The sequence below is a fragment of the Bacillus salacetis genome (assembly GCF_049177075.1).
Classification (GTDB): Bacteria; Bacillota; Bacilli; order Bacillales; family Bacillaceae_B; genus Rossellomorea; species Rossellomorea salacetis_A.
The window spans coordinates 852,151-873,810 of sequence record NZ_CP185377.1; the positions used below are offsets into that span (position 1 = coordinate 852,151).

Annotated in this window: 24 protein-coding genes; 15 read left to right on the forward strand and 9 right to left on the reverse strand. The window is 44.5% G+C overall.

The features are described 5' to 3' along the window. Positions 1-24: 24 nt before the first annotated feature. The 3 genes from ACOJQI_RS04270 to ACOJQI_RS04280 form a co-directional block, all read right to left on the reverse strand. The gene (locus tag ACOJQI_RS04270; RefSeq protein WP_421383806.1) at positions 25-447 is read right to left on the reverse strand and encodes a pyridoxamine 5'-phosphate oxidase family protein; all 423 of its coding nucleotides are present in this window, start codon (positions 445-447) and stop codon (positions 25-27) included. Positions 448-724: 277 nt separating this feature from the next. Further along, positions 725-919, reverse strand: coding sequence for a YwbE family protein (locus ACOJQI_RS04275; protein ID WP_421383807.1), 195 nt, complete (start codon positions 917-919; stop codon positions 725-727). Continuing rightward, positions 920-1,096, reverse strand: coding sequence for a hypothetical protein (locus ACOJQI_RS04280; RefSeq protein WP_421383808.1), 177 nt, complete (start codon positions 1,094-1,096; stop codon positions 920-922). Positions 1,097-1,220: 124 nt separating this feature from the next. Between ACOJQI_RS04280 and ACOJQI_RS04285 the strand changes: the two genes are divergently transcribed. Both ACOJQI_RS04285 and ACOJQI_RS04290 read left to right on the forward strand, forming a co-directional pair. Next, complete coding sequence (locus ACOJQI_RS04285) at positions 1,221-1,748, forward strand: superoxide dismutase family protein (RefSeq protein ID WP_421383809.1); 528 nt, start codon at positions 1,221-1,223, stop codon at positions 1,746-1,748. 109 nt (positions 1,749-1,857) lie between these two features. Then, positions 1,858-2,097 carry a hypothetical protein gene (locus ACOJQI_RS04290; RefSeq protein ID WP_421383810.1) on the forward strand — a complete coding sequence of 80 codons (240 nt, stop codon included), beginning with the start codon at positions 1,858-1,860 and terminating at the stop codon, positions 2,095-2,097. Between the two features lie 56 nt (positions 2,098-2,153). Here the strand turns inward: ACOJQI_RS04290 and ACOJQI_RS04295 are convergent, their stop codons facing one another. From ACOJQI_RS04295 to ACOJQI_RS04315, 5 genes are all read right to left on the reverse strand, one after another. Beyond that, positions 2,154-3,170 (reverse strand): YeiH family protein, encoded by a 1,017-nt coding sequence (locus ACOJQI_RS04295; RefSeq protein ID WP_421383811.1) that lies wholly within the window; start codon positions 3,168-3,170, stop codon positions 2,154-2,156. Positions 3,171-3,245: 75 nt separating this feature from the next. Next, complete coding sequence (locus tag ACOJQI_RS04300) at positions 3,246-3,833, reverse strand: SCO family protein (RefSeq protein WP_421383812.1); 588 nt, start codon at positions 3,831-3,833, stop codon at positions 3,246-3,248. 54 nt (positions 3,834-3,887) lie between these two features. Then, entirely contained in the window at positions 3,888-4,898 is a 1,011-nt protein-coding gene (locus ACOJQI_RS04305; RefSeq protein ID WP_421383813.1) for an aliphatic sulfonate ABC transporter substrate-binding protein, read from the reverse strand. A 34-nt stretch (positions 4,899-4,932) separates the two neighbouring features. Beyond that, entirely contained in the window at positions 4,933-5,688 is a 756-nt protein-coding gene (locus ACOJQI_RS04310) for an ABC transporter permease (protein WP_421383814.1), read from the reverse strand. Beyond that, positions 5,672-6,460 (reverse strand): ABC transporter ATP-binding protein, encoded by a 789-nt coding sequence (locus ACOJQI_RS04315; protein WP_421383815.1) that lies wholly within the window; start codon positions 6,458-6,460, stop codon positions 5,672-5,674. Before ACOJQI_RS04315 ends, ACOJQI_RS04310 begins: the two co-directional genes overlap by 17 nt. A 187-nt stretch (positions 6,461-6,647) precedes the next feature. On the opposite strand from ACOJQI_RS04315, the gene ACOJQI_RS04320 reads away from it, so the two are divergent. From ACOJQI_RS04320 to ACOJQI_RS04330, 3 genes are all read left to right on the forward strand, one after another. Next, complete coding sequence (locus tag ACOJQI_RS04320; RefSeq protein WP_421383816.1) at positions 6,648-8,837, forward strand: DNA topoisomerase III; 2,190 nt, start codon at positions 6,648-6,650, stop codon at positions 8,835-8,837. Between the two features lie 291 nt (positions 8,838-9,128). Continuing rightward, a complete protein-coding gene (locus tag ACOJQI_RS04325) occupies positions 9,129-10,106 on the forward strand; it encodes a nuclease-related domain-containing protein (RefSeq protein ID WP_421383817.1) in 978 nt (325 codons plus the stop codon). A 229-nt stretch (positions 10,107-10,335) separates the two neighbouring features. Beyond that, positions 10,336-10,530 carry a hypothetical protein gene (locus ACOJQI_RS04330; protein WP_421383818.1) on the forward strand — a complete coding sequence of 65 codons (195 nt, stop codon included), beginning with the start codon at positions 10,336-10,338 and terminating at the stop codon, positions 10,528-10,530. 58 nt (positions 10,531-10,588) lie between these two features. Here the strand turns inward: ACOJQI_RS04330 and ACOJQI_RS04335 are convergent, their stop codons facing one another. Beyond that, the gene (locus ACOJQI_RS04335) at positions 10,589-11,824 is read right to left on the reverse strand and encodes an MDR family MFS transporter (RefSeq protein WP_421385385.1); all 1,236 of its coding nucleotides are present in this window, start codon (positions 11,822-11,824) and stop codon (positions 10,589-10,591) included. Positions 11,825-11,932: 108 nt separating this feature from the next. On the opposite strand from ACOJQI_RS04335, the gene ACOJQI_RS04340 reads away from it, so the two are divergent. The 10 genes from ACOJQI_RS04340 (at position 11,933) to ACOJQI_RS04385 (ending at position 21,628) form a co-directional block, all read left to right on the forward strand. Further along, positions 11,933-13,708 carry an ABC transporter substrate-binding protein gene (locus ACOJQI_RS04340; RefSeq protein WP_421383819.1) on the forward strand — a complete coding sequence of 592 codons (1,776 nt, stop codon included), beginning with the start codon at positions 11,933-11,935 and terminating at the stop codon, positions 13,706-13,708. Between the two features lie 228 nt (positions 13,709-13,936). Continuing rightward, on the forward strand, positions 13,937-15,262 hold the full coding sequence (paaK, locus tag ACOJQI_RS04345) for a phenylacetate--CoA ligase PaaK (protein WP_421383820.1): 1,326 nt from the start codon (positions 13,937-13,939) through the stop codon (positions 15,260-15,262). A gap of 80 nt (positions 15,263-15,342) precedes the next feature. Further along, on the forward strand, positions 15,343-16,311 hold the full coding sequence (gene paaA, locus ACOJQI_RS04350; RefSeq protein WP_421383821.1) for a 1,2-phenylacetyl-CoA epoxidase subunit PaaA: 969 nt from the start codon (positions 15,343-15,345) through the stop codon (positions 16,309-16,311). 16 nt (positions 16,312-16,327) lie between these two features. Next, positions 16,328-16,684 (forward strand): 1,2-phenylacetyl-CoA epoxidase subunit PaaB, encoded by a 357-nt coding sequence (gene paaB, locus ACOJQI_RS04355; RefSeq protein WP_421383822.1) that lies wholly within the window; start codon positions 16,328-16,330, stop codon positions 16,682-16,684. Then, positions 16,681-17,496, forward strand: coding sequence for a 1,2-phenylacetyl-CoA epoxidase subunit PaaC (paaC, locus tag ACOJQI_RS04360; RefSeq protein ID WP_421385386.1), 816 nt, complete (start codon positions 16,681-16,683; stop codon positions 17,494-17,496). Before paaB ends, paaC begins: the two co-directional genes overlap by 4 nt. A gap of 6 nt (positions 17,497-17,502) precedes the next feature. Continuing rightward, on the forward strand, positions 17,503-18,000 hold the full coding sequence (paaD, locus tag ACOJQI_RS04365) for a 1,2-phenylacetyl-CoA epoxidase subunit PaaD (protein WP_421383823.1): 498 nt from the start codon (positions 17,503-17,505) through the stop codon (positions 17,998-18,000). Positions 18,001-18,223: 223 nt separating this feature from the next. Next, on the forward strand, positions 18,224-18,532 hold the full coding sequence (locus ACOJQI_RS04370) for an EthD family reductase (RefSeq protein WP_421383824.1): 309 nt from the start codon (positions 18,224-18,226) through the stop codon (positions 18,530-18,532). Then, positions 18,525-19,304, forward strand: a complete 780-nt coding sequence (locus ACOJQI_RS04375; RefSeq protein WP_421383825.1) for an enoyl-CoA hydratase/isomerase family protein — start codon at positions 18,525-18,527, stop codon at positions 19,302-19,304. Before ACOJQI_RS04370 ends, ACOJQI_RS04375 begins: the two co-directional genes overlap by 8 nt. A gap of 13 nt (positions 19,305-19,317) precedes the next feature. Continuing rightward, a complete protein-coding gene (locus tag ACOJQI_RS04380) occupies positions 19,318-20,091 on the forward strand; it encodes an enoyl-CoA hydratase-related protein (protein WP_421383826.1) in 774 nt (257 codons plus the stop codon). Positions 20,092-20,110: 19 nt separating this feature from the next. Further along, positions 20,111-21,628 (forward strand): aldehyde dehydrogenase family protein, encoded by a 1,518-nt coding sequence (locus tag ACOJQI_RS04385; protein WP_421383827.1) that lies wholly within the window; start codon positions 20,111-20,113, stop codon positions 21,626-21,628. Positions 21,629-21,660 lie beyond the last annotated feature (32 nt).

Genomic DNA, 21,660 nt, shown 5'->3' on the forward strand with positions numbered 1-21,660 from the left:
AGAGGCGTGCTTACCTTTTCCCATTTACAGGTCGAGAACTTTTGGTTCTTCACCATTTTTATTCATCAAACGGTATTGGGAAGGATGAACTTCAAGGATGACCAGGTCAGGATCGTCCGGACCATTGAACCACTTCTTCATTTCATCATTCCAAAGTTTTTCTTTTAAGCTGTCATCTTTGCTTATTTCCACTTTACCTTCCACTTCTACATAAGAATCTCCATATCCTTCACCTTCATATCCCAATAGGACATGCACATTTGGATTCTTTTCGATTTCATCCGCTTTGTGTGTTTCGCTGCTTGTCGGTGTATAAAGAGTCAGGTCATCATTGAAGAAAGTCATGTAACGGGAATGAGGTTTGTTCTCCACAACAGTAGCGAGTGTTCCTACCATGCTGTTTTCAAGGACATTTAGGACTTCTTGCTTTACATCAGTTTGTGACAAAATCTCATCTCCTTTTGATATGGATTCACTTGTATTAGTTCCTTTCAAAGTGACTCCATAAACATTGGGATGTGCTGAAAATGAATATTGATTTCCGCTCCAGGTGTGCGACTCCGCGGGGCGGACGTTGAGCCTCCTCGGCTGCGCCTGTGGGGTCTCAACTGCCCGCTGATTCCGCAGGAGGTCGCTCACCTTCCGCTCCAATCACCGCATTTTGGCAGAACTTTTCGAGGTTATTTGTAAAGCGAAAAAGTTAAAAAGTAATATCAGAGATGAATTATTTTATAATATTCTTCACTCTGCCCACTTGTCCGTCGGTAAGGCGGACCTTGATTCCATGCGGGTGTGTTGCAGAGTTGGTGAGGATATCCTTTACCGTACCTCTGGTCAATTTTCCAGTTCTTTGGTCTTTTTTCAATACGATATCCACTTCAATTCCGGATGAGATGCTGCTGCGCTGCTGGCCGTTCAATTAAATCCCCGTCCTTTTCTTTTGGTTGTTCGGTTTTTTTGTAAGCTGGCTTTTAAGGGGCTGCGTTGATTTCACAATGCCGTTCTGTTTTCCTTTGGACTGCTGCTGTTTCTGCTGGGCAAGCTTTTCTTTCATTGCCTGCGCAAGGTTGATTTTCTTTTTCTCTGTTGATGACATGAACTTGTCTCCTTCATCTGTTTTCTCTATTATAGGCTAAATCATCGATAGAAGTAAGCATTCACGTATCTGGGCGGGCTACATATGATAGTTGGCAGAAACCCAAGTGGAGGACTGATATAAAATGAATTATTATTATGGTGCACAGCAGGGTTACTATTATGGTTATCCGGCGTACAGGAATGTTCCTTCTATCTCTTATGCACAAATTGAGGGCGGGCCACTTGCGCCCAATCTGAAAGGGTTTGTGTTCTTCAGGGAGGTTCCGAATGGGACGGAGGTTCATGTAGAGGTAAATGGCCTTCCGGAGTTCAAGGAGGGCAAAGGAGATCGAGATCCAATCGGGCCTCACGGTTTTCATCTTCACGAAAATGGAAGCTGTGAAATAGGGGATGAAAAAGAACCTTTCAAGGCAGCCGGGGGACATTGGAATCCGACGAATCAGCCTCATGGAAACCATGCAGGGGATTTTCCGGTTCTGTTTTCAAATAACGGGTATGCAAGGATGACGTTCTTTACGAACAAATTCAACCCAAAAGATGTGGTGGGCAAAGCAGTCATCATTCACCAAAACCCGGATGACTATCGGACACAGCCGGCTGGTGACGCAGGGAAAAGGCTGGCATGCGGTTTGATAATGAAATATCAATAATTTTAAAGAGTACAGCAGATGTTGTACTCTTTTTTCTTATTCGATTTGAAACTTTCACCCATCCTATCCGTACGTATAAGCAGGGACTATAAGGAGAAAGGAGAAGACTATGAAAAAATTGATTGTCTTCCTGTTCAGTTTCATCGTACTATTATTTGCTCTGCAATGGGCTACAGGGCTGCTGCTTACATTATTATACAATCCGGATATAGAAAAGGCTTGGGAGACAAGTACCATCCTGTCAAATGAAGCGGCATTTGGCGGAGGAATGGGATTTTCAACGATTATTATTATTCTCTTGGCAGTGTTGTTATCTTATCTGATCCTAAAAGTGTTTAAAGTAAGATGACCACAATCCTTTACGGTGGTTCCTTAAAACAGAAAAAGCCCAGAGCAAGTCTGAGCTTAAAGTAAAAACAAAATCATCAACAAACTGATCACCGAAACAGTCACAGAAGCTGCAAGACCTGCAATCAGAGGTTTGAATCCAAGTTTGGCAAACTGTTTCAGGTTTACCTGCAGACCTACAGCCCCCATTACCATGATGATAATGAACTTGGCGATGTCTGTTACGGTCTCTTCTGCAACAGCAGGGATGATTCCGAATGAGTTGATGACACTGACCGCCAAGAACCACAGGACGAACCAGGGGAAGGCCTTCTTTGCCGCTTGTGAACCATTCTGCCGATCTTTTCTTAACAGCAGCGGCAGAATCAGGATCAATGGAAGCAAGAATAATGTTCTCGCCAGTTTGACTGTGGTAGCTACTTGGCCGGCTTCATTTCCATATACATACCCGACAGCAATGGATGAAGATGTGTCATGAACGGCGGTCCCTGCCCAAATCCCAAATGAAGTGGCAGTCAAGTCAAGGACATGCCCGATGATTGGATAAAGGAAAAAGGCGATGAGATTGAAAAACACTATGATGGAAATCGCATAGGCTGTTTCGTTATCATCGGAGTCTATTACCCCTTTTACAGCAGAAATGGCCGTTGCCCCGCAAATACTTGTTCCAACCCCGATTAACAGTGCAAGTTTCCTGTCCATATTCAACAATCTTCCAACCCATATTGTAATCACAATCCCCAATATGACAGAGACGAGGATAACCAGCAGCGACTGCCGTCCAATGAGCAGGATGTCAGCAAAACTCAGGCTGACACCAAGCATGACAACTGCCGCCTTTAAAAGTTTTTTCAAAGTCAATGATAGTCCGGGCTGGAATACCTCGTGAACCCCGATTGTATTATTGATGACAATTCCGATCATGATTGCAAATAATATACTTCCCATAAGAGGGAAGAGGGTGCCGAGAAACCTGGCTGCCCCAGCTATGATCAGTAACAAAAGAACCCCGCTGCCCCAGTTTGGAAGGCGGGCTGCAAGTTTATTTTTAAAAACGTACTGCAATTTATTCACTGCTCCTCTATGCTGCTTTGCACTTAAGTTCTTATTAAAATCATACATTAGTATCGTATCAGAAGTCAGTGGAAATTAGTTCAATTTCTTTATGTCAGAAATGATTTCTTCAAATGGCGGGTCACTTACACCTTCATATTGCTTAAGGACCGTCCCGTTCTCACTAACCAAGTAAAAGGAAGTGCCGTGTACAAATTGATTCGAACCTTCGGCTTTAGCTGCAGGTGTATTGAACGAGCGGTTGGCAAAGAGTTCGATTTCCTCTTGAGAGTAGCCGGTAAGGAATGACCATTGATTTAAATCAGCATCATAACGCTGGCTGTATTCTGTCAGAGCTTCAGGTGTATCATGTTCAGGGTCTATACTGAATGAAATGAGTTTGACTTCTTTCTCAAGACCGCTGTCTTTCAGCTTTTTTTGGAGTTGTGACATGTTGGCTGTCATGGGAAGGCACACAGTATCACAATTGGTGAAAATGAAATCAGCAATCCAGATATCCCCTTCAATATCTTCTAATGTAACAGCTTCACCATCTTGATTGACTGCTGAAAACTCCTCAACCTCCATACTCATTGGAAAGGATTGCTCAATATCTTCCTGGCTTGTGCAGGCGGTGATCAATAGGCCCGCCACTATGAGGAGCCCGATTTTCATCCATTTCATATGTTGTCCCTCCTTAAAAACGGCTGATCCGAAATATGGATCAGCCGTTGAAAATTATTGAATGAATTGCTTATCGATCAAATCAGAGAAGTCTGGTTTTTCTTTTAGGAATTTCAATTCATAGGAAGAATCTGCGAACGCCTGGACTGCATCTGAATCCACTTCGTACGTAAAGCCGATTCTTTCCCAAGCATTGTCTACCACTTCTTTGCTCAATTCCTGGTTCGTTACTTCTTTTACATCGTTGATTGTGATTTCTTTTGCTTCTTCTGGGTTTTCCTTGATGAATTCTGTTGCTTTTTTATGAGCGTCGACAATATTCTGGATACGCTCAGGATTGTTCTCAATCATTTCACCTGAAGCTACCAATACAGAAGCTGGAAGTGTTTCACCGAAAGAAATTTCATCTGCATTGATGATTACCTTCGCGCCGGTTTCCTGCTCAAGGACAGCTGCCCAAGGTTCTGGTGCAACAGCGATATCGACTTTGCCAGTTTCGAACATAGCCTGATATTGTGCAGGGTTACCAGTGATATGTTTCATTGTACCGCCGATTCTTTCAGAAGTGATGCCCATATCTTTAAGGAATGTTTCAACCTGAACGTCATGTGTACATCCTACACGCGGAGTGATGAATGTCTTGCCAGGGAAATCCTCTACAGATTCAATTCCGCTGTCAGCGCGGGCAAGGACGACAGTTCCGCCAGTAGAACCTCCGGCGATGATTTTTACGTCAGCACCAGTGGAGTAGTTGTTCATAGCAGGTCCCGGTCCGACAAGACCCGCATCGATTTCTCCAGTTTTAAGAGCTGTCATGAAGGATGCTCCATCAGGGAATGTCTTATACTCAACAGTTGTTCCATCACCTAGTTGTTCTTCATAGTACCCTTGATTCTTCGCAACCATTGCAGGAACGTGGTTGATATTAGGGAAGTAACCGATTGTCACGGTTTCTCCTCCGCCTGATTCACCTGAACCGCCGGCGGAGTTTGAAGCTGTACCGCATCCGGCAAGAAGCCCGGCAAATGTTAGTAGTACCGTTAAAAATACGAGTGCTTTTTTCATAGTTGTACCTCCTGATTATTTTAAAATTAAGTTTTTATGTTTGTAATCCCCAGCGTCTCAGTACGGATTTTTCAATTCTTGAGAAGATCAGCTGGTCGACGATGGCACCGATGACACCGATGATGATCATGACGCCGATGACGAGTGACATGTCTCCAAAATCTGAAGCGTAACGGAGTGTATATCCAAGACCAGGTCCTGTGCTTAGCAATTCACCGGCCATCAGTGCTCTCCAGGCAAATGCCCAGGCGAGCCTTGCACCTGTGACTGCGTAAGGGACGGAAGCAGGGAGAGTGACTCTGATAAATAAGTCAACGCCTTTAGATCCCATTGTCTGTGCTGCCCGTGTAAACAATGGCGACACATTTTTGATCCCTGTACGGATGTTGAGGGCCATGACGAAAGTTCCGCCAAGTACGACAACAAAAATCACGGCTGTTTCATTCATCCCAAACCACATAATGGCCAAAGGAAGCCACACGATACTTGGCACGCTTTGGAATGCGAGAAGCAGGGAACCGAGTGTCTCATCTGCTGTTTTGGATTTGGCTAGCAGGACACCGATAGAGGTTCCAATCAAAAGAGCGATCCCGAGACCGATAAACAAGCGTCTGAAGCTGGCAATCAGGTCATAGACAAGGGTCATGTCGGAGAAGCCGATTTTTAACGCCTGATAGACATCCGTAGGTGCGGGAAGGATGATCTTCGGCCATAATCCCAGCCGTGCTCCGCCTTCCCAAAGCAGAAGGACTACTGCAAAAAATATTAACTTTTTAACTATTGGCTTCATAAGCTAATTCCTCGCTGACTACTTTATCGATTTCTTTCTTGAGATGAACCATGATCTCTTCTTCAATTGCGATCATCTCTTCTTTGTGCTCTTCACGCGGCCGCGGGATATTCACTTTAATATCCGCTATGATGGTTCCGGGGCGTGTTCCCATAACGATAATCCGGTCTGAAAGCTTGATGGATTCAGAAATGCTGTGTGTTACGAACATCACGGTTTTCTTGGTATCCACCCAGATTTGTTCAAGCTGCTGGTGGAGGCGTGACCGCGTCTGTTCATCAAGAGCTCCGAATGGTTCATCCATCAGGAGAATTTCCGGATTCATTGCCAGTGCGCGGGCAATCGCTACACGCTGCTGCATCCCGCCGGAAAGTTCATGAGGAAAATGATGAAGGTAATTGCTCAACTGAACCATTTTCAAATATTTCTTTGCCTGTTCAGCGGCATCTTTTTTGGACATTTCCTTTTTTAAAGGAAACATGACATTATCCAGGACGTTGAGCCAAGGGAACAATGCCGCCTGCTGAAAGACCATGCCCCTGTCTTTTCCCGGCTTCTTGATGGAATGGCCTGCTGCCTCGACCACACCTGAAGATGCGGAAGTAAGCCCGGCAACAATGTTCAAAAGGGTGGATTTACCACATCCGGAAGGCCCGAGGATTGAGACAAATTCCCCTTTTTCAATGGTCAGGTCGATGTCCTTCAGAACCGTAACCGGCTGGCCATCCTTATCGTTAAAGTATTTATTGAGGTTTTCTATATTAATAAACATATTAATCACCTATTCTTATAATTCATATAAAACAAGTCGGAATACAAAGGTTAATTATATTCTATTCTAAAGAAATGTCAAGGATAGCCTATTTTTTAGGGCGGAAGTCCGTCCTTAAACTGTGGAAGGGAATCCTGTATAATAGAAGTACTATGCGTTCGCGCGCAAAGGAAAGGATTTGTTTAGATTGAGTAAAACGTTAGTGCTCGCTGAGAAACCTTCAGTCGGCAGGGATATTGCCGCTGTACTGAATTGCCATAAAAAAGGAAATGGATTCATTGAAGGAGACAAATATATTGTTACATGGGCGCTGGGTCACCTGGTCACCCTCGCTGAACCGGATGCCTATGATAGCAAATACCAGACGTGGAGAATTGAAGATCTCCCTATGATGCCGGATAAATTAAAATTGGTTGTCATCAAGAAGACGGGCAGACAGTTCAATGCTGTTAAAAGTCAAATGACCCGTCAGGATGTAAAAGAGATTGTAATCGCAACGGATGCCGGCCGGGAAGGGGAGCTTGTTGCCCGCTGGATCATTGAAAAAGCACGAGTGAACAAGCCGATCAAACGCTTGTGGATTTCATCTGTAACCGACAAGGCGATCAAGGAAGGATTCCGGAATTTGAAAAGCGGCAAGGAGTATGAAAATCTGTATGCCGCTGCACAGGCTCGTTCTGAAGCGGACTGGTATGTCGGAATGAACGCCACCCGTGCGCTGACAGTGAAACACAACGCCCAGTTATCATGCGGACGGGTGCAGACGCCGACGCTGGGAATCATTGCTCAAAGAGAAGAAGAAATCAAAAACTTCAAACCGAAACCGTTCTTCGGATTAAAAGCAAAGAGTCGGGACTTCACACTGACATGGCAGGATAGCAAAACAAAAGAATATCGTACTTTTTCAAAAGACTTTATCGAAAAAGTGTCCGGAAAACTGAAAGGCGAGAAAAAAGCCAGCGTGACGTCTGTTGATAAAAGTCTGAAGAAAAGCTATTCTCCTCAACTGTATGATCTCACTGAACTTCAGCGTGATGCCCATAAGATTTTCGGTTACTCGGCAAAAGAGACTTTGTCCATCATGCAGAAATTGTATGAACAGCATAAGCTTTTGACCTATCCGCGGACGGATTCGCGCCACCTTTCCAGTGATATTGTCGATACACTAAAGGATCGGATTCAAGCTGTCTCCATCAAACCATACAATCAGCTTGCGGCAAAAGCGATGAAGAGTTCCGGAAAACTTGGGAAAGCATTTGTCGATGACAGCAAGGTTTCCGATCACCATGCCATCATTCCGACTGAGCAGACAGCATTCTTGAATTCACTGAGCGATAAAGAACGGAAGATTTATGACCTGGTTGTAAAGCGATTCCTCGCGATGTTTTTACCGCCGTTCCAATATGAACAAACTACCATTGAAGCAGAAATCGCCGGTGAGAGATTTGTTGCCAAAGGAAAACGCATCATAGAACAGGGCTGGAAAGAAATCTTTGACCGTTCTGGTTCTGGAGAAGACGCAGGGGACGGGCTGGCTGATCAAAGGCTGCCAAAGATTGAGAAGGCGGATGTCTTATCTGTTTCTTCTATTGAAAGAACGACAGGTGAAACGCAGCCTCCAAGCCGATTTAATGAGGGAACTCTTCTTTCCGCCATGGAAAATCCAAAGAAATATATGGCTGGTGAGGATAAAGAACTGATCAAGACCATCAGTTCCGCCGGGGGACTGGGAACCGTCGCCACCCGTGCCGATATTATCGAAAAATTGTTCAATTCCGGTCTGATTGAGAATAAAGGGAAGTCGATCATGATCACTTCCAAAGGAAAGCAGCTCTTGGATTTGGCTCCTGATGAGCTGAAGTCTCCTGATTTGACTGCTGAATGGGAGCAAAAACTCGAAGCCATTTCAAAAGGCAGATTGAACAAAAATGCCTTCATCAGTGAAATTAAAGACTATACCAAACAATCAGTACATGAAATCAAAAACAGTAATAAAAAGTTCGCGCATGACAACATTACGGGAACAAAATGCCCGGACTGCGGAAATCTTATGCTTGAAGTCAAAAACAAACACGGTAAGAAACTCGTGTGTAAAGACCGTGAGTGTGGATACCGCAAGAACGTCAGCAAGAAAACCAACGCGCGCTGCCCGAACTGCCACAAACGATTGGACCTGCGCGGAGAAGGTGAAGGCCAGATGTTCACTTGTGTCTGCGGCCACAGGGAAAAGCTTTCCACCTTTAATGAAAGAAGGAAGAAAGAGAAGAACAACAAAGTTTCCAAGCGTGATGTGAATAAGTACATGAAAAAGCAGGATGATGCTCCGGTCAACACCGCATTGGCGGACGCGCTTGCTAAATTGAAACTGGATAAGTGATTGGTTTGCTGCCCCCAGGCTTTTGCCTGGGGGTTTTTTTTGTTGTTTGGGTGGTTGGCTGGGGATGGTGTGGGAGTGTGTGTGTCGAAATGTGTCGGTTGGCCGATAAACGAGTGATTTCCGCCGATAAAATCAAATAACCGCCGATAAATCTTCGGAATCGCTGATAAACCTGTAGAATTGTTGATAAACCTCAAAAATCGCCGATAACAGATTATCTTCAGTCAACTTTAAAAGGATTTATCGACCAAGTAGAGAATATATAAACAACTAACCAAAAGGAGTGAAGCAATGATTATAAAAGCAAGAGAAAAACCTATTTATATCACAAAACTAGAAGCACTAAACGACCGCCTTGCGGCCAACCACGAAAAAAAGCAGATGATAAACCAGCACCTTATAAATAGACTGACAGGGTATAAGGGAGAACAAAGTCTAGATTATTTCCTAAGTTTTCTAGAAGAGCCTGATTATCATATTTTTCATGGAATAAGGTTATTTGATGGAACCAATTACTTTCAAATTGACACACTTTTAATTTCTCGAAAACTAATTATTATTTCCGAAATTAAAAGAATGGCGGGAATACTAAAATTCGAACCAGAATTTAATCAATTTACAAGAATAACCGAAGAAAATGTCATGGAACCCTACGCTGATCCAATTCTTCAAGCAGAAAGACAAAAGTTCCAGTTGAATAAGTGGTTACGCCGGAATTCTAAGTTATCCAACCTCCCAATAGAAAGCCTCGTTATAAGCACCTCTAATAAAGCGGTTTTGCAGACTACCCAAGGGAATAAAACTGTCCCGGAAAAAGTAATCCATAAGGAATTTTTCCCTTTTAAAATAAAGAAGCTGGAAAAACAATACCTTGAAAATGTAATAAGCTCTTCAGAACACACTATCCTCTCCCACCTTATCTTGCAAAACCATTCACCTCATAATCCTGACATTCTTAAAAATTATGATTTATCTCAAATTGATCTGTTGACCGGTGTTCATTGTCCGGAATGCAGATATCTTCCTATGAAAAGAAGGAAAGGAAGGTGGACGTGTCCTAGATGTTCAGCAGTTTCTAAAAATGCCCATCTAAAAGCTTTAAAAGACTACGCACTTTTAATAGATACAAAAATTACGAATGCACAAGCTTGTAAGTTTCTAAGGATTGAATCTAGTTCAGTTACAAAACGACTATTGGGAGCAGCTTCTTCCAGATACGAAGGCGACAAGAAGTCCCGAACTTACTTTTTGACAGGACTAATCGAGTAAATTTTATGTAATCGCCGATAAATTTTAAGAATCGTCGATAAAACTGTAGAATCGCCGATAAATATTGAAAATCGCTGATAAATCCCCAAAATCGCCGATAAACGCCTCAGCACCCCACCCGCCACCCCGCCCAACAAGAAAATTTCAGGTTTAACCTTCTGTCATTTTGTGGTACTTAGAAGAATAGAAATTGTAATAGTACGGGTATTAGAAAGGGGTCTGTTGATTGATGGCGATGTGGATATGGATAGCTGTAGGTGCGTTAGTCCTTCTGGCAGTGATCGAGGAAGTCATATATTATGTGTTGAATAAACAGTTGGGATTGGAAAGGGATTCGAAACTGAAGAAATTGAAACCCGCATTTGATAAAGCGAGAACTCTTTTTAAAAGAGAAAAAGAGCAGCAGAGCAGACAGTCTGCATAGAAAAAGCTTGAGACCAGGGTCTCAAGCTTTTATCTTTTTACCCGCCAATTCGATAATTTCATCCATCTTCTGATTTTAACATTAATTTCCTTCGAAACATCATTGAAGATTCTGTGACCGATTTGTGCAGCAGAACCTGGCACAACACTCCAAGGAGGAGCAAAGAGGCTGATAGTAAAAACAGTGTGCTGCCGCCCCATTCCAACATGATCTTCCCTCCAAGATAAGGTCCTGCCATGCGGGATAGATCCCAGTGTGTCCCATAGATTGAGAAATAGAGCCCTCGTTTATTGGAAGGAGCTATATGTGATATATGGTTGAGAAGCCTGTTTAGCCCTAAGCTCTCGGCAACTGTCAAAATCAATTGTGTGAGGATGAGAAGCAGTAAGGAAGTTGAGAAACCATATGACAGTGCAGCGATAAAATACAGACTGTAGGATATAATCAGGATTTTTTCAAACGAGAGCTTGTTGCTCCACCTCACAAGCGGAATTTCGAGCAAGATACTCATGACAGCTTTAATGGAGGCAAGAGTGGTCAGGACTACGAGGAAATCAGGAAATATGTCTTCGAGATAAATCCGGTAGTTTGTTTCTGCCTGGGCATAGAAAAAGCTGATCGGCAGACTGAATAGCATCAAGCCCAATACATAGGAGTGGTTTGATAAGAATGATTTCAGCTTGAAACTTTCATTCATGGCAACACCTTTCTCCCCGCTATCAACCGGTATCGTTTCAGGAAGCTTGAAATAGACGACAGCCAGGTAAACCATAAGAGCCGCTGCCTGCATTCCAAAAATGATGCCGGGATCCTGTGTGAAAACGAAATACCCGATGACCGGTCCGAGTGCCATTCCGGCTGCCCCTACAGTATTGAGCAAGGCAAAGACCTCAGCACGTATACTGTCATCAATGGAGTCTGCTATCTGAGCCCGCTGTGCCGGAATATATACCGAACGGCCGGCACCGTTGAGGATATATAACAGGGCGAACAGCCAGACTGATTCAGCAAAAATAAAACCAGCCATAGCCCCAGCCTGCAAAAGCAGCCCTGCCACAATGATTTTCTTTCTTCCCAGACGGTCGGTAAGGCCGCCTCCGAGAAAAGTGATAATAATCTCAGACAGCGGCTGCAGGCCGACTATTATCATCGGTAATAGCACATTGCCGTCAAGCTTATCATAGAGGTAAATAATTAGAAACGGAGCGAGCATGGAACCCGTTACACTCGTCAGCATTTCTCCAAAGACCCGAATCCACACCAGTCCTGGATAGCGGTTTAAAAGATTTCCTATCATCTTCACCAGTCCTTTCTTGTGTATTTATTTTATAAAGAAGGAAAAAGGTGAAAAAGGGTAGAAATACAAGATAATATACTTCACCTTTTTTGAAAGGAAATGACGATGATCACATTAGAACACTATGTACGCATATTTTTAGCATTAAATAAAGAAATCGAAAAAGAACATGAGATCTCTCTCTCCTCTATTTCAGATGTGCTGTATTGCACGAACCGCAACAGTAAGTTGACCATCCAGAAGTGGGTACTTGAAGGGTGGGCGAAGTGGGCACCTGGAAGGGGGAGAGGAAATAAATCGACCCTGACATTCTTGAAAGAGCCGGGAGAGCTTTTATTCAGCGAAAGTAAAAAGCTTGTGAAAAAAGGAAAGCTCACCGCAGCTCAAGACATGATTGAGGAATACAGCGGAGAGTTTCCGATTTTGAGTGGGAAGTTTGATCTCTGGATGGATACCCTGTTTGGTTACAATGCAGAATCAGAGAATGATAAATTACGTGATGTCTTAAGGATGAAGTATGGCAAACAGCCGTTTTCCCCGCTGGACCCCATGCTTGCAAGTCTTCGTTCTGAATGCCATATCCTTAAGCATGTTTGTGATACATTGGTTTTTTATAATGAAGAAAAAGGGATCTTTGAGCCCCGCCTTGCCTTTCATTGGGAACAAAATGAGGCGGGAGATGAATGGACGTTTTATATCCGCAAGGGTGTGAAGTTTCATGACGGAGGGCGAATGACTTCAGAGGACGTTCAATTCAGTCTTCAGCGTTTTCAATCGTTTAATCAAAATCCTTATAGATGGATGCTCGAGGATTTGGAAGAAACCATCATCGTTGATGCATATACCATCAGGCTGAAGCTTAAATGTCCTAATTTCCTGCTTCTTCATGTTTTGAGTGATGAGCATTTATCAATCGTAAGCAAAAACGCGCAGGAGGAAGTCTTTCTTGAATCCCTGGTTGGAACAGGTCCCTTCCGACTTGTGAAAAATGATGGCTCAATGCTCATAATGGAAGCAAATGACCACTACTTCAGGGAACGTCCGTTTTTGGATGCCGTTGAGTTCTGGAACGTACCGGATGAGCGTAAAGACCGGACCCCAGGGAAAACGGAAGTCGAATTTGGGTATTATCGTGAAAAAGATCAGGAAGGCAATGGCCGGAAAAGAGTCGAACGGTTGGAGAAAAATGTGCAGTTTCTTTCGTTGAACAGCTGGAAGGAAGGACCGATGCGTTATCCTTTTCTCCGACAGGCTTTGAAAGTCATTGCTGATCCCTCTTTGTTTGTAGAGGAATTGGGTGAATTTCGACAGGAGGCCGCGGATGGGTTTTTAAACAGAATCAGAGAGCCTGAAACCCTGATGATAAAGGAACTCCTCAATAAAAGTAATTACAATGGAGAGGAGCTTCTGCTCTATACTTTTCAGGACAGGGATCATGTAGAGGATTCTGAATGGTTGAAGCACAGGTGCAGTCAATTTGGGATCGCTGTTAAAAATGTTTTCTTTCCAGCGGAGGAGCTGCTAAGAAAGGAAACAATGGAACAAGCGGATATCATCCACGACAGTGCCACCATTACTGAACAGGAGGAATTCAGCTTCCTGCAGCTGATCCTTGCTGAAACGAGTCCGATTTGGCATCATCTATCAGTAGACTTAAAAGAAACCATTACAAATGAAGTCAAAGAGTTGAAAGGCTTGCCCGATTCAGAAGACAGGATGAAAAAGCTATATATAATAGAAGAAAGATTGCTGAAATCCTGCCAGGTTCTTCCGCTGTATAAGAATATGTCAGAGCTCGAAAGTGATGAGACCATCCAGCAGGCATTGATTAATTCACAGGGCTGGATTGATTTTTACCGGATTTGGTTTAAAAGGAAATAAGCAGGGCCGGACGTTATTAAGCGTCTGGTCTTTTTGTTGTTGATTCTACAAAAAGTTAGTGAAAAAATATAAATTTTCAGAAAATATATTGACTTTTTAAAGGTTTCACGATATCTTTTTGATGTAGATGTATAACAAAATAAATATATTACGGTTAAAAAGCGTTATATAAAAATAGAGAAGATTTACTGGGAGAGGGTCATGGTCGAATAAAGGGGGAAATACCGGGTGATTTTACATGAAATTGAAACGACTGATAGGCAGGAACTTGAAAAAATTCAGCTGGAACGCCTTCAGGAAACCGTTCGCAATGTATATTCCAAGGTTCCGTTTTACAAAGAAAAGTTTGATCAAAGGGGTATAAGGCCGGAGGATATTCACTCTCTGAATGATATAGAGCTTCTGCCTTTCACCAGAAAAGCAGACCTGCGAAGCCATTATCCGTTCGGACTCTTTGCAGTCCCTCAGAATGAACTGGTGAGAGTTCACGCTTCCTCAGGAACAAGTGGTAAACCGACTGTTGTCGGCTATACCGGGAAGGACATCGATATGTGGAGCGAGATTGTTGCCCGTGCGATAGCGGCAGGCGGCGGGAAGCCCGGGGACTTTCTGCATAATGCGTATGGGTATGGATTGTTCACCGGCGGACTGGGGCTCCACTACGGAAGTGAAAGGCTTGGATTGGTGACAGTCCCAGTATCAGGTGGAAATGCTGAAAGGCAGATTACACTGATTGAGGACTTTAAGCCAGCGGTCATTTGCGGCACGCCATCCTATATTCTGAGTATCGCGGAAAAGATGGAGGAACAGGGAAAGGACCCTGCACAGACTTCAGTAAAGTATGGAATCTTCGGGGCCGAGCCCTGGTCGGAAAAAATGAGGCAGAAAATCGAAGAGAAATGGAACTTGAAAGCCTGTGATATTTACGGATTAAGTGAAGTCATCGGTCCTGGTGTCGCAATGGAATGCCACGAAGCTCAAGCAGGCCTTCATATTGCAGAAGATCACTTCTTTCCGGAAATCATCAATCCTGTCACACTGGAAGCTTTACCGCCGGGTGAAGAAGGAGAACTTGTTTTTACTTCATTGACGAAAGAAGCTTTTCCAATCATCCGTTACAGGACGGGGGATATAGCATCATTATCTTATGGGAAATGTACATGCGGCCGGACGACGGTGAAAATGTCGCGTGTAAAGGGCCGTGTTGATGACATGCTCATCATTCGGGGGGTTAATGTTTATCCTTCAGAGGTGGAACATTACCTGCTTACGGTTGAAGAGTTGTCTCCTCATTACCAGCTGCACCTTACAAGAAAAGGTACATTGGATTCAATCGAACTTCATGTGGAGATAAAAGAGGAAGTATTCATGGGACTTGAACAGAACCTGGAACACGAAACCATCTATCTCCTGACTAAGAAGATCCAGCACATTATGAAGAGCAGCTGTCTTGTTTCGATGGACGTGAAGGTGAATGGTCCAAAATCCCTCCCAAGATCGGAAGGAAAAGCTGTCCGGGTGCTGGATAAGAGGGAAAGCGGAATAGAAGTATAAGTATAAAAAAATTTGGTCTCAAATAGTATAACAACATATTCGGACAACGTAAGAAATACGTTATCTAAGGAGGGTTTTACATGAGTGATACAGCATCATTTACGGCTTTGTCTGAAGAAGAAAAGCTGGCGCATTTTATGAAGCGGATTGAAGCAGGAGAGAAAATTGAAGCTGATGACTGGATGCCGGATGAGTACAGGAAAACACTGATCAAATTGATTTCCATGCATGGAATCAGCGAAATAATGGGAGCGCTTCCAGAAAAAGAGTGGGTTCCGAAAGCCCCTACGCTTGGGAGAAAGCTCGGCATCATGGCGAAGGTACAGGATGAAATGGGGCATGGACAACTGCTTCTTCGTGTAGCGGAGGACTTGATGAAACCGTATGGAAAAACACGGGAAGAGATCATGCAGGATTTATTTTCAGGAGATTTGAAGTTTCATAATGTCTTCCATATGGAAGCGCCGACATGGGGTGACGCAGGGTTGATCGGCTGGCTGGTCGACGGTGCTGCGATTATTACACAAACGAATATGCTGGGTGCATCTTACGGGCCATATGCAAGAGCTTTAAAGCGTATCTGTGCAGAAGAGGTTTTCCATGCACAGCACGGGGAAGCGATCATCATGGCATTGGCAGAAGGTACACCGGAGCAGAAGGCCTTGGTCCAGGAAGCTGTTGACCGCTGGTGGGAATCCCTTCTGATGTTCTTCGGTCCGGGGAGTGCCTCTACGACTGGGTCTTCCAAACAGGATATTACGATCAAGTATGGTATCCGGACTAAAACGAATGAAGAACTGAGACAGGATTTCTTTTCAAAATACGTGCCGAGAATCCTTTCGCTGGGATTGAAACTGCCTGATGAAACAATGTACTTTGATCAGGAAAAGGAAGAGTGGATCTATCAGCAGCCGGATTGGAGCAAATTTAAAGAGATCGTGAAGAACAATGGTCCAAAATCAAAAGAAAGATTGAATCTTAGAAGGATTTCTTATGAAAATAACGCCTGGGTCCGTGAAGCACTGAGCGGGGATACAGCGGCAGGATAAAAGGGGGACGGTGTACATGTCTGATAAGAGCAGGAATTTTTACCAGGAGTATGAAGTATTCAGCAGAAGAACAGATAATGCCCCGATGCAGCATCAGTTCAGCCTGCTGGCACCCAATCAGGAAATTGCGCTTGTGATGGCACAGGAAAACTTCATGAGAAGGGAGCCTGCAACAGATATTTGGGTGGTTAAGAGATCTGATATCCGCAAAATGAATCAAGAGGAAAAAGAATCTCTTCAACGCCTGGATAACAAGGATTACCGGAATGCCAAGGGCTATGGTTATCTAAAGAAAAAATGGCGCCAATATGAACAGGAAATGCTGGATGAGAAAGAGATCCTGTCATGGGAAGGGAAGGTGAAAAAGTCATGACTGTGGGCAGTGCAGCAGAAATAAAAGATGAAAAATATAAAACGGCTCTGGTTGAGCTTCTGTATCAGCTGGCGGATGACGACTTCATCATTGCCTACAGAGGATCGGAATGGCTTGGCCTCGCACCTCATATAGAAGAGGATGTGGCTTTCTCTTCAATTAACCAGGATACGATGGGCCATGCGGCGATGTTCTACAGGCTCCTTGAGGATCTGGGTGAGGGCGAGATGAACAGCCTGGCTCATGCCAGAGGAGCAGAAGAACGCCGGAATGCCATTATTCTGGAAGAAGTCAACGGTTCAGGGACTTACCTGGTGGAGCCTGATTATGACTGGGCATTCGCTGTTGTCAGGAACTATTTCTATGCTCAGGCGAAAAAGATCAAAATCGACTCATTGAAGAACTCCTCCTATCAGCCATTGGCAGAGGCGGCAGTAAAGGTGAACATGGAACTTTATTATCACCTTCTGCACTGGAAGACATGGTTCTCCCAGCTGATGAATTCTAACGAAGAAGCAAGAAAACGCATGATGAATGCAGTTGAAAAGACAGCAGCGGATTTCGCGGGAGTCCTTTCCTTGGGAGACCAGGGAGAAGAGATGGCGAAAGCAGGATTGATAGAGGGCGAGGAAATGCTCATCATGCGCTGGAAAAATGCTGTGAAACCAATCTTTGAATCTTCCAATCTTTCACTTCCCCAATTGGAAATGAAGAGGGGGAACGGCCGGAACAAGGTCCATACACCGGATCTTGAACAGGCGATTGGCACCTTGAGCGAAGTCTACAACACGGACCCGGCGGCAGCCTGGTAAAAGGGAATGAGTCAATTGATAGTAAAAGATGAACGCATAGTGAATATACTTCAGCAGGTAAAGGACCCTGAGATTGATTCAATCAGCATTGTCGAACTGGGGATGGTGGAACAAGCTGAATTTCATAACGGCATGGCAAAAGTAAGGCTGCTGCCGACTTTCATGGGCTGTCCTGCATTGGAAATCATCAAGGGCAATGTGGAAAAGGCCCTGCTGGCGGATTCTGCGATATCAGAAACGGACGTGGATTTCTTATTCAGTCCGCCATGGACATCTGACCGGGTATCCGAAATCGGCAGGGAGAAGCTCAAGGAATTCGGCATCGCACCGCCGCCGGAGAAACTGGAGGACGACGGAGGCTGGAAGGTCAACTGCCCTTACTGTGATTCTCCCTACACAACATTGGATAACATCTTCGGTCCCACCGCCTGCAGAAGCATCCTGTACTGCAAACAATGCAAGAACCCGTTCGAAGCAATGAAACCAATATCTACTATTATGTGAATTAGAAGTTGGTTTTAAAAATTCGATGTTTAAAGATAGCTGAAGTTTCGTTATTTACTATTAGTTGATCGAAACGGAAGGTGTTCGACCTCCTGCGGGACTAGCGGGACAGGTGAGACCCCGCAGGCGAAGCCGAGGAGGCTCAACGCCCGCCCCGCTGAGTCGACACCTGGAGTGGAGATCAACGACTATTTAATAGAAGTAGAAAAAGGAGAGATTTTAAATGGTAAAACTAATCGCACTTTATAAGCATCCTGAAAACAAGGAACAATTCGACGAGCACTACTTCAATACACATGCACCGATCACTGCAAAAATCCCGGGATTAAGAGAAATGAAAGTTACAAAAATCGTAGGCTCCCCAATGGGCGGCGAAGGCAAATACTACCTGATGTGTGAAATGTTCTATGACAGCCATGATGCATTGAAAACAGCTCTGAGAACTGATGAAGGTAAAGCTTCTGGAAAGGATCTTATGTCTTTTGCCGGCGATCTCGTTACATTGATGATCGGTGAAGAAGTAAATGAATAATAACTATGAATATATCCATGCCGGTGTGGAGGATGGGATTGGTTCAGTAGAACTGAACCGTCCGAAAGTCCTTAATGCCATCAACAGGCAGATGGTTTCCGAGATCCTCTCTGCATTTGAACAGTTCGACCGTGATCCGGAAGTGAAGGTCATCCTTCTTTCTGGAAAAGGAAGGGCATTTGCTGCAGGAGCCGATATCGATGAAATGGCCAATGACAGTGCGATTGATTTTGAACTTCTTAACCAATTTACCGACTGGGATCGGATTGCTGTCATCAAAAAACCGATTATCGGGGCGGTTCAAGGTTTTGCTTTAGGCGGCGGCTTTGAAATGGCATTGTGCTGTGACATGCTGTTTGCTGCCGATGATGCAGAATTTGGATTCCCGGAAGTGAATCTGGCAGTGATGCCGGGGGCCGGCGGGACCCAGAGATTGACGAAGCTGATCGGCAAGACCCGCGCAATGGAATGGCTGATGACAGGAGACAGGATGTCTGCAGAAGAGGCCCATCGTTTGGGAATCATCAACCGTGTCGTAGCAAGGGAAATTTTAATGGAAGAAACGAAGAGATTTGCTGCCAAGCTTGCCAAACAGCCGCCGCTGTCACTTCGTCTCATAAAAGAGTCTGTTCATAAGGCAGTGGATTACTCGCTATATGAAGGGATGCAGTATGAACGCAAGAACTTTTCTTTGCTTTTCGCTTCCGAGGATCAAAAGGAAGGTATGAAAGCGTTCATCGAAAAGAGAAGACCGAACTATAAAGGGAAATAAAGGAGGCATCAATATGTTTGAGACGATCCTCTATGAAGTCAGCAATGGAGTGGCCTGGATCAGGATGAACAGACCTGACAAACTCAATGCCTTCATCGCACAGATGAATGCGGAGATTGCCAAAGCACTGAAACAGTCTTCCAGGGATGAAGCTGTCCGTGCCGTCGTGATCACAGGAGAAGGCAGAGCGTTCTGTTCGGGACAGGATTTAAGTGAAGTCACGGAAGATATGGACCACGGTGAGGTGCTGCGAAATCATTATGGACCAATGGTAAAAGAATTGGCGGCATGTGAAAAGCCGGTTATTGCCGCGGTCAATGGGGTGGCGGCAGGAGCGGGTATGAGCCTGGCACTCGCCTGTGATTTTCGATTGTTATCAGAGAAAGCAAGTTTCGTAGAAGCCTTCATTCATGTCGGCCTCGTGCCCGATTCAGGAAACCTGTATTATCTGACCCGTCTTGTCGGTCACGCTAAAGCATTGGAGCTGGCTGTTTTCGGTGAGAAAATCACAGCCGAAAAAGCAGAACAACTGGGGCTTGCCAATAAAGTGATTGGTCTTGATGATTGGGAAGCTGAAGTGAAAGCCTACGCTGAAAAACTTGCCAGTATGCCAACCAAGGCGATCGGCCTGATCAAAAGATATTTGAATGAAAGCTATAATTCCAGTTTAGAAGAATACTTGGAAAAAGAAGCTTACGGCCAGCGTATTGCAGGCCAGAGCAGCGACCACCGTGAAGGTGTAACGGCGTTCATGGAGAAAAGGAAGCCAGTATTCCAAGGAAAATAAAATTTGAGGAGATGAGAATATGTCAACTGTAAAAGAACAAAATTTCGAAGTCCTTGAAACAAAGCGTGAACACTATGGAATGATTATCAATGGTGAAAGAACAGATAGTTCATCAGGAGAAACCTTCACTACATACAACCCGGCGACAGGCGAAGCCCTTGCCACTGTTGCCAAAGCGACAACAGAAGATGCAGAACGTGCCGTTCAGGCAGCAAGGGACGCATTTGATAAAGGGAAGTGGAAGAAGTTCCCGGTAAACAAACGCCAAAGAGTGATGATGAAAATTGCCGGAATCATGAGATCTCGTTTTAATGAGTTAGTTTCTTTGGAAATCCTGGACAGCGGTAAGTCATTATCAGCTGCTCAAGGCCAGGTTATGCAGGCAATCGAAGACTTTGAATTCTATGCAGGTGCCATTGTCGGCCACCGCGGTACAGTGAACAATGTGCCAGGTCAGTTCCAGAACGTGGCGGAAAAAGAGCCTGTCGGTGTCTGTGCACAAATCATTCCTTGGAATTATCCACTGATGATGGCAGCTTGGAAAATCGCACCGGCAATCGCTGTTGGGTGTTCCGTTGTTGTAAAGCCGGCATCCCTTACGCCGCTGACAGCCATCGTGCTTGGAGAAATCTGCATAGAAGCAGGTGTTCCTCAAGGGGTTGTCAACGTAATCCCTGGATCAGGTTCTACAATCGGAAACTATCTTGTAGAGCATGATCAAGTGGATAAAGTCGCCTTCACAGGTTCCACTCCAATCGGTAAGAATATCATGGAGAGAGCTTCTCAAACATTGAAGAGAGTGACACTGGAGCTTGGCGGCAAATCCCCGAACATCGTATTCGAAGATGCGGATGTCGACGCAGCAGTAGACGGTTCCCTGTTCGGAATCTTCTATAATACGGGCCAATCTTGTGAAGCGCGTTCAAGATTGTATGTTCATGAAGACATTTATGATGAGTTCATGGAGAAATTCGTTGCCAAAACAAAACAGCTTTCCCTTGGTGATCCGTTTGATAAAGGAACTCACATCGGTGCAATCATCGATGAAAACCAAGTTAAGACAATCGATGGTTATGTCCAATCCGCGAAAGAAGAGGGAGCTACAATCCTTGCAGGCGGTAAACCGGCAACAGTGAAGGGCTTTGAAAACGGCCATTGGTATGAGCCGACAATCATTACAGATGTAAACCATGAAATGAAAGCTGTAAGAGAAGAAATCTTTGGGCCGGTTGTTGTAGTGATGAAATTCAGTGATGAAAAAGAGGCGATTAAATTAGCCAACGATACGCTATATGGCCTTGGCTCTGCATTGTGGACAAAAGATCATGCAAAAGCAACAAGGGTTTCTAAAGCAATCCAGGCTGGAATTGTCATGGTCAACTGCCCATTCTCCGCATTCCCGGGCACTCCGTTCGGAGGCTATAAACAGTCCGGATTCGGAAGAGAGCTTTGTATCGAAACGCTTGATCTATATACAGAAACAAAGAGCATCATCTCTTACTTCGGCAGCCGTCCATTGAATCCATTCGGTTTATAAAATAAATCAGCATGCTCGGGACTGCGGGTCCA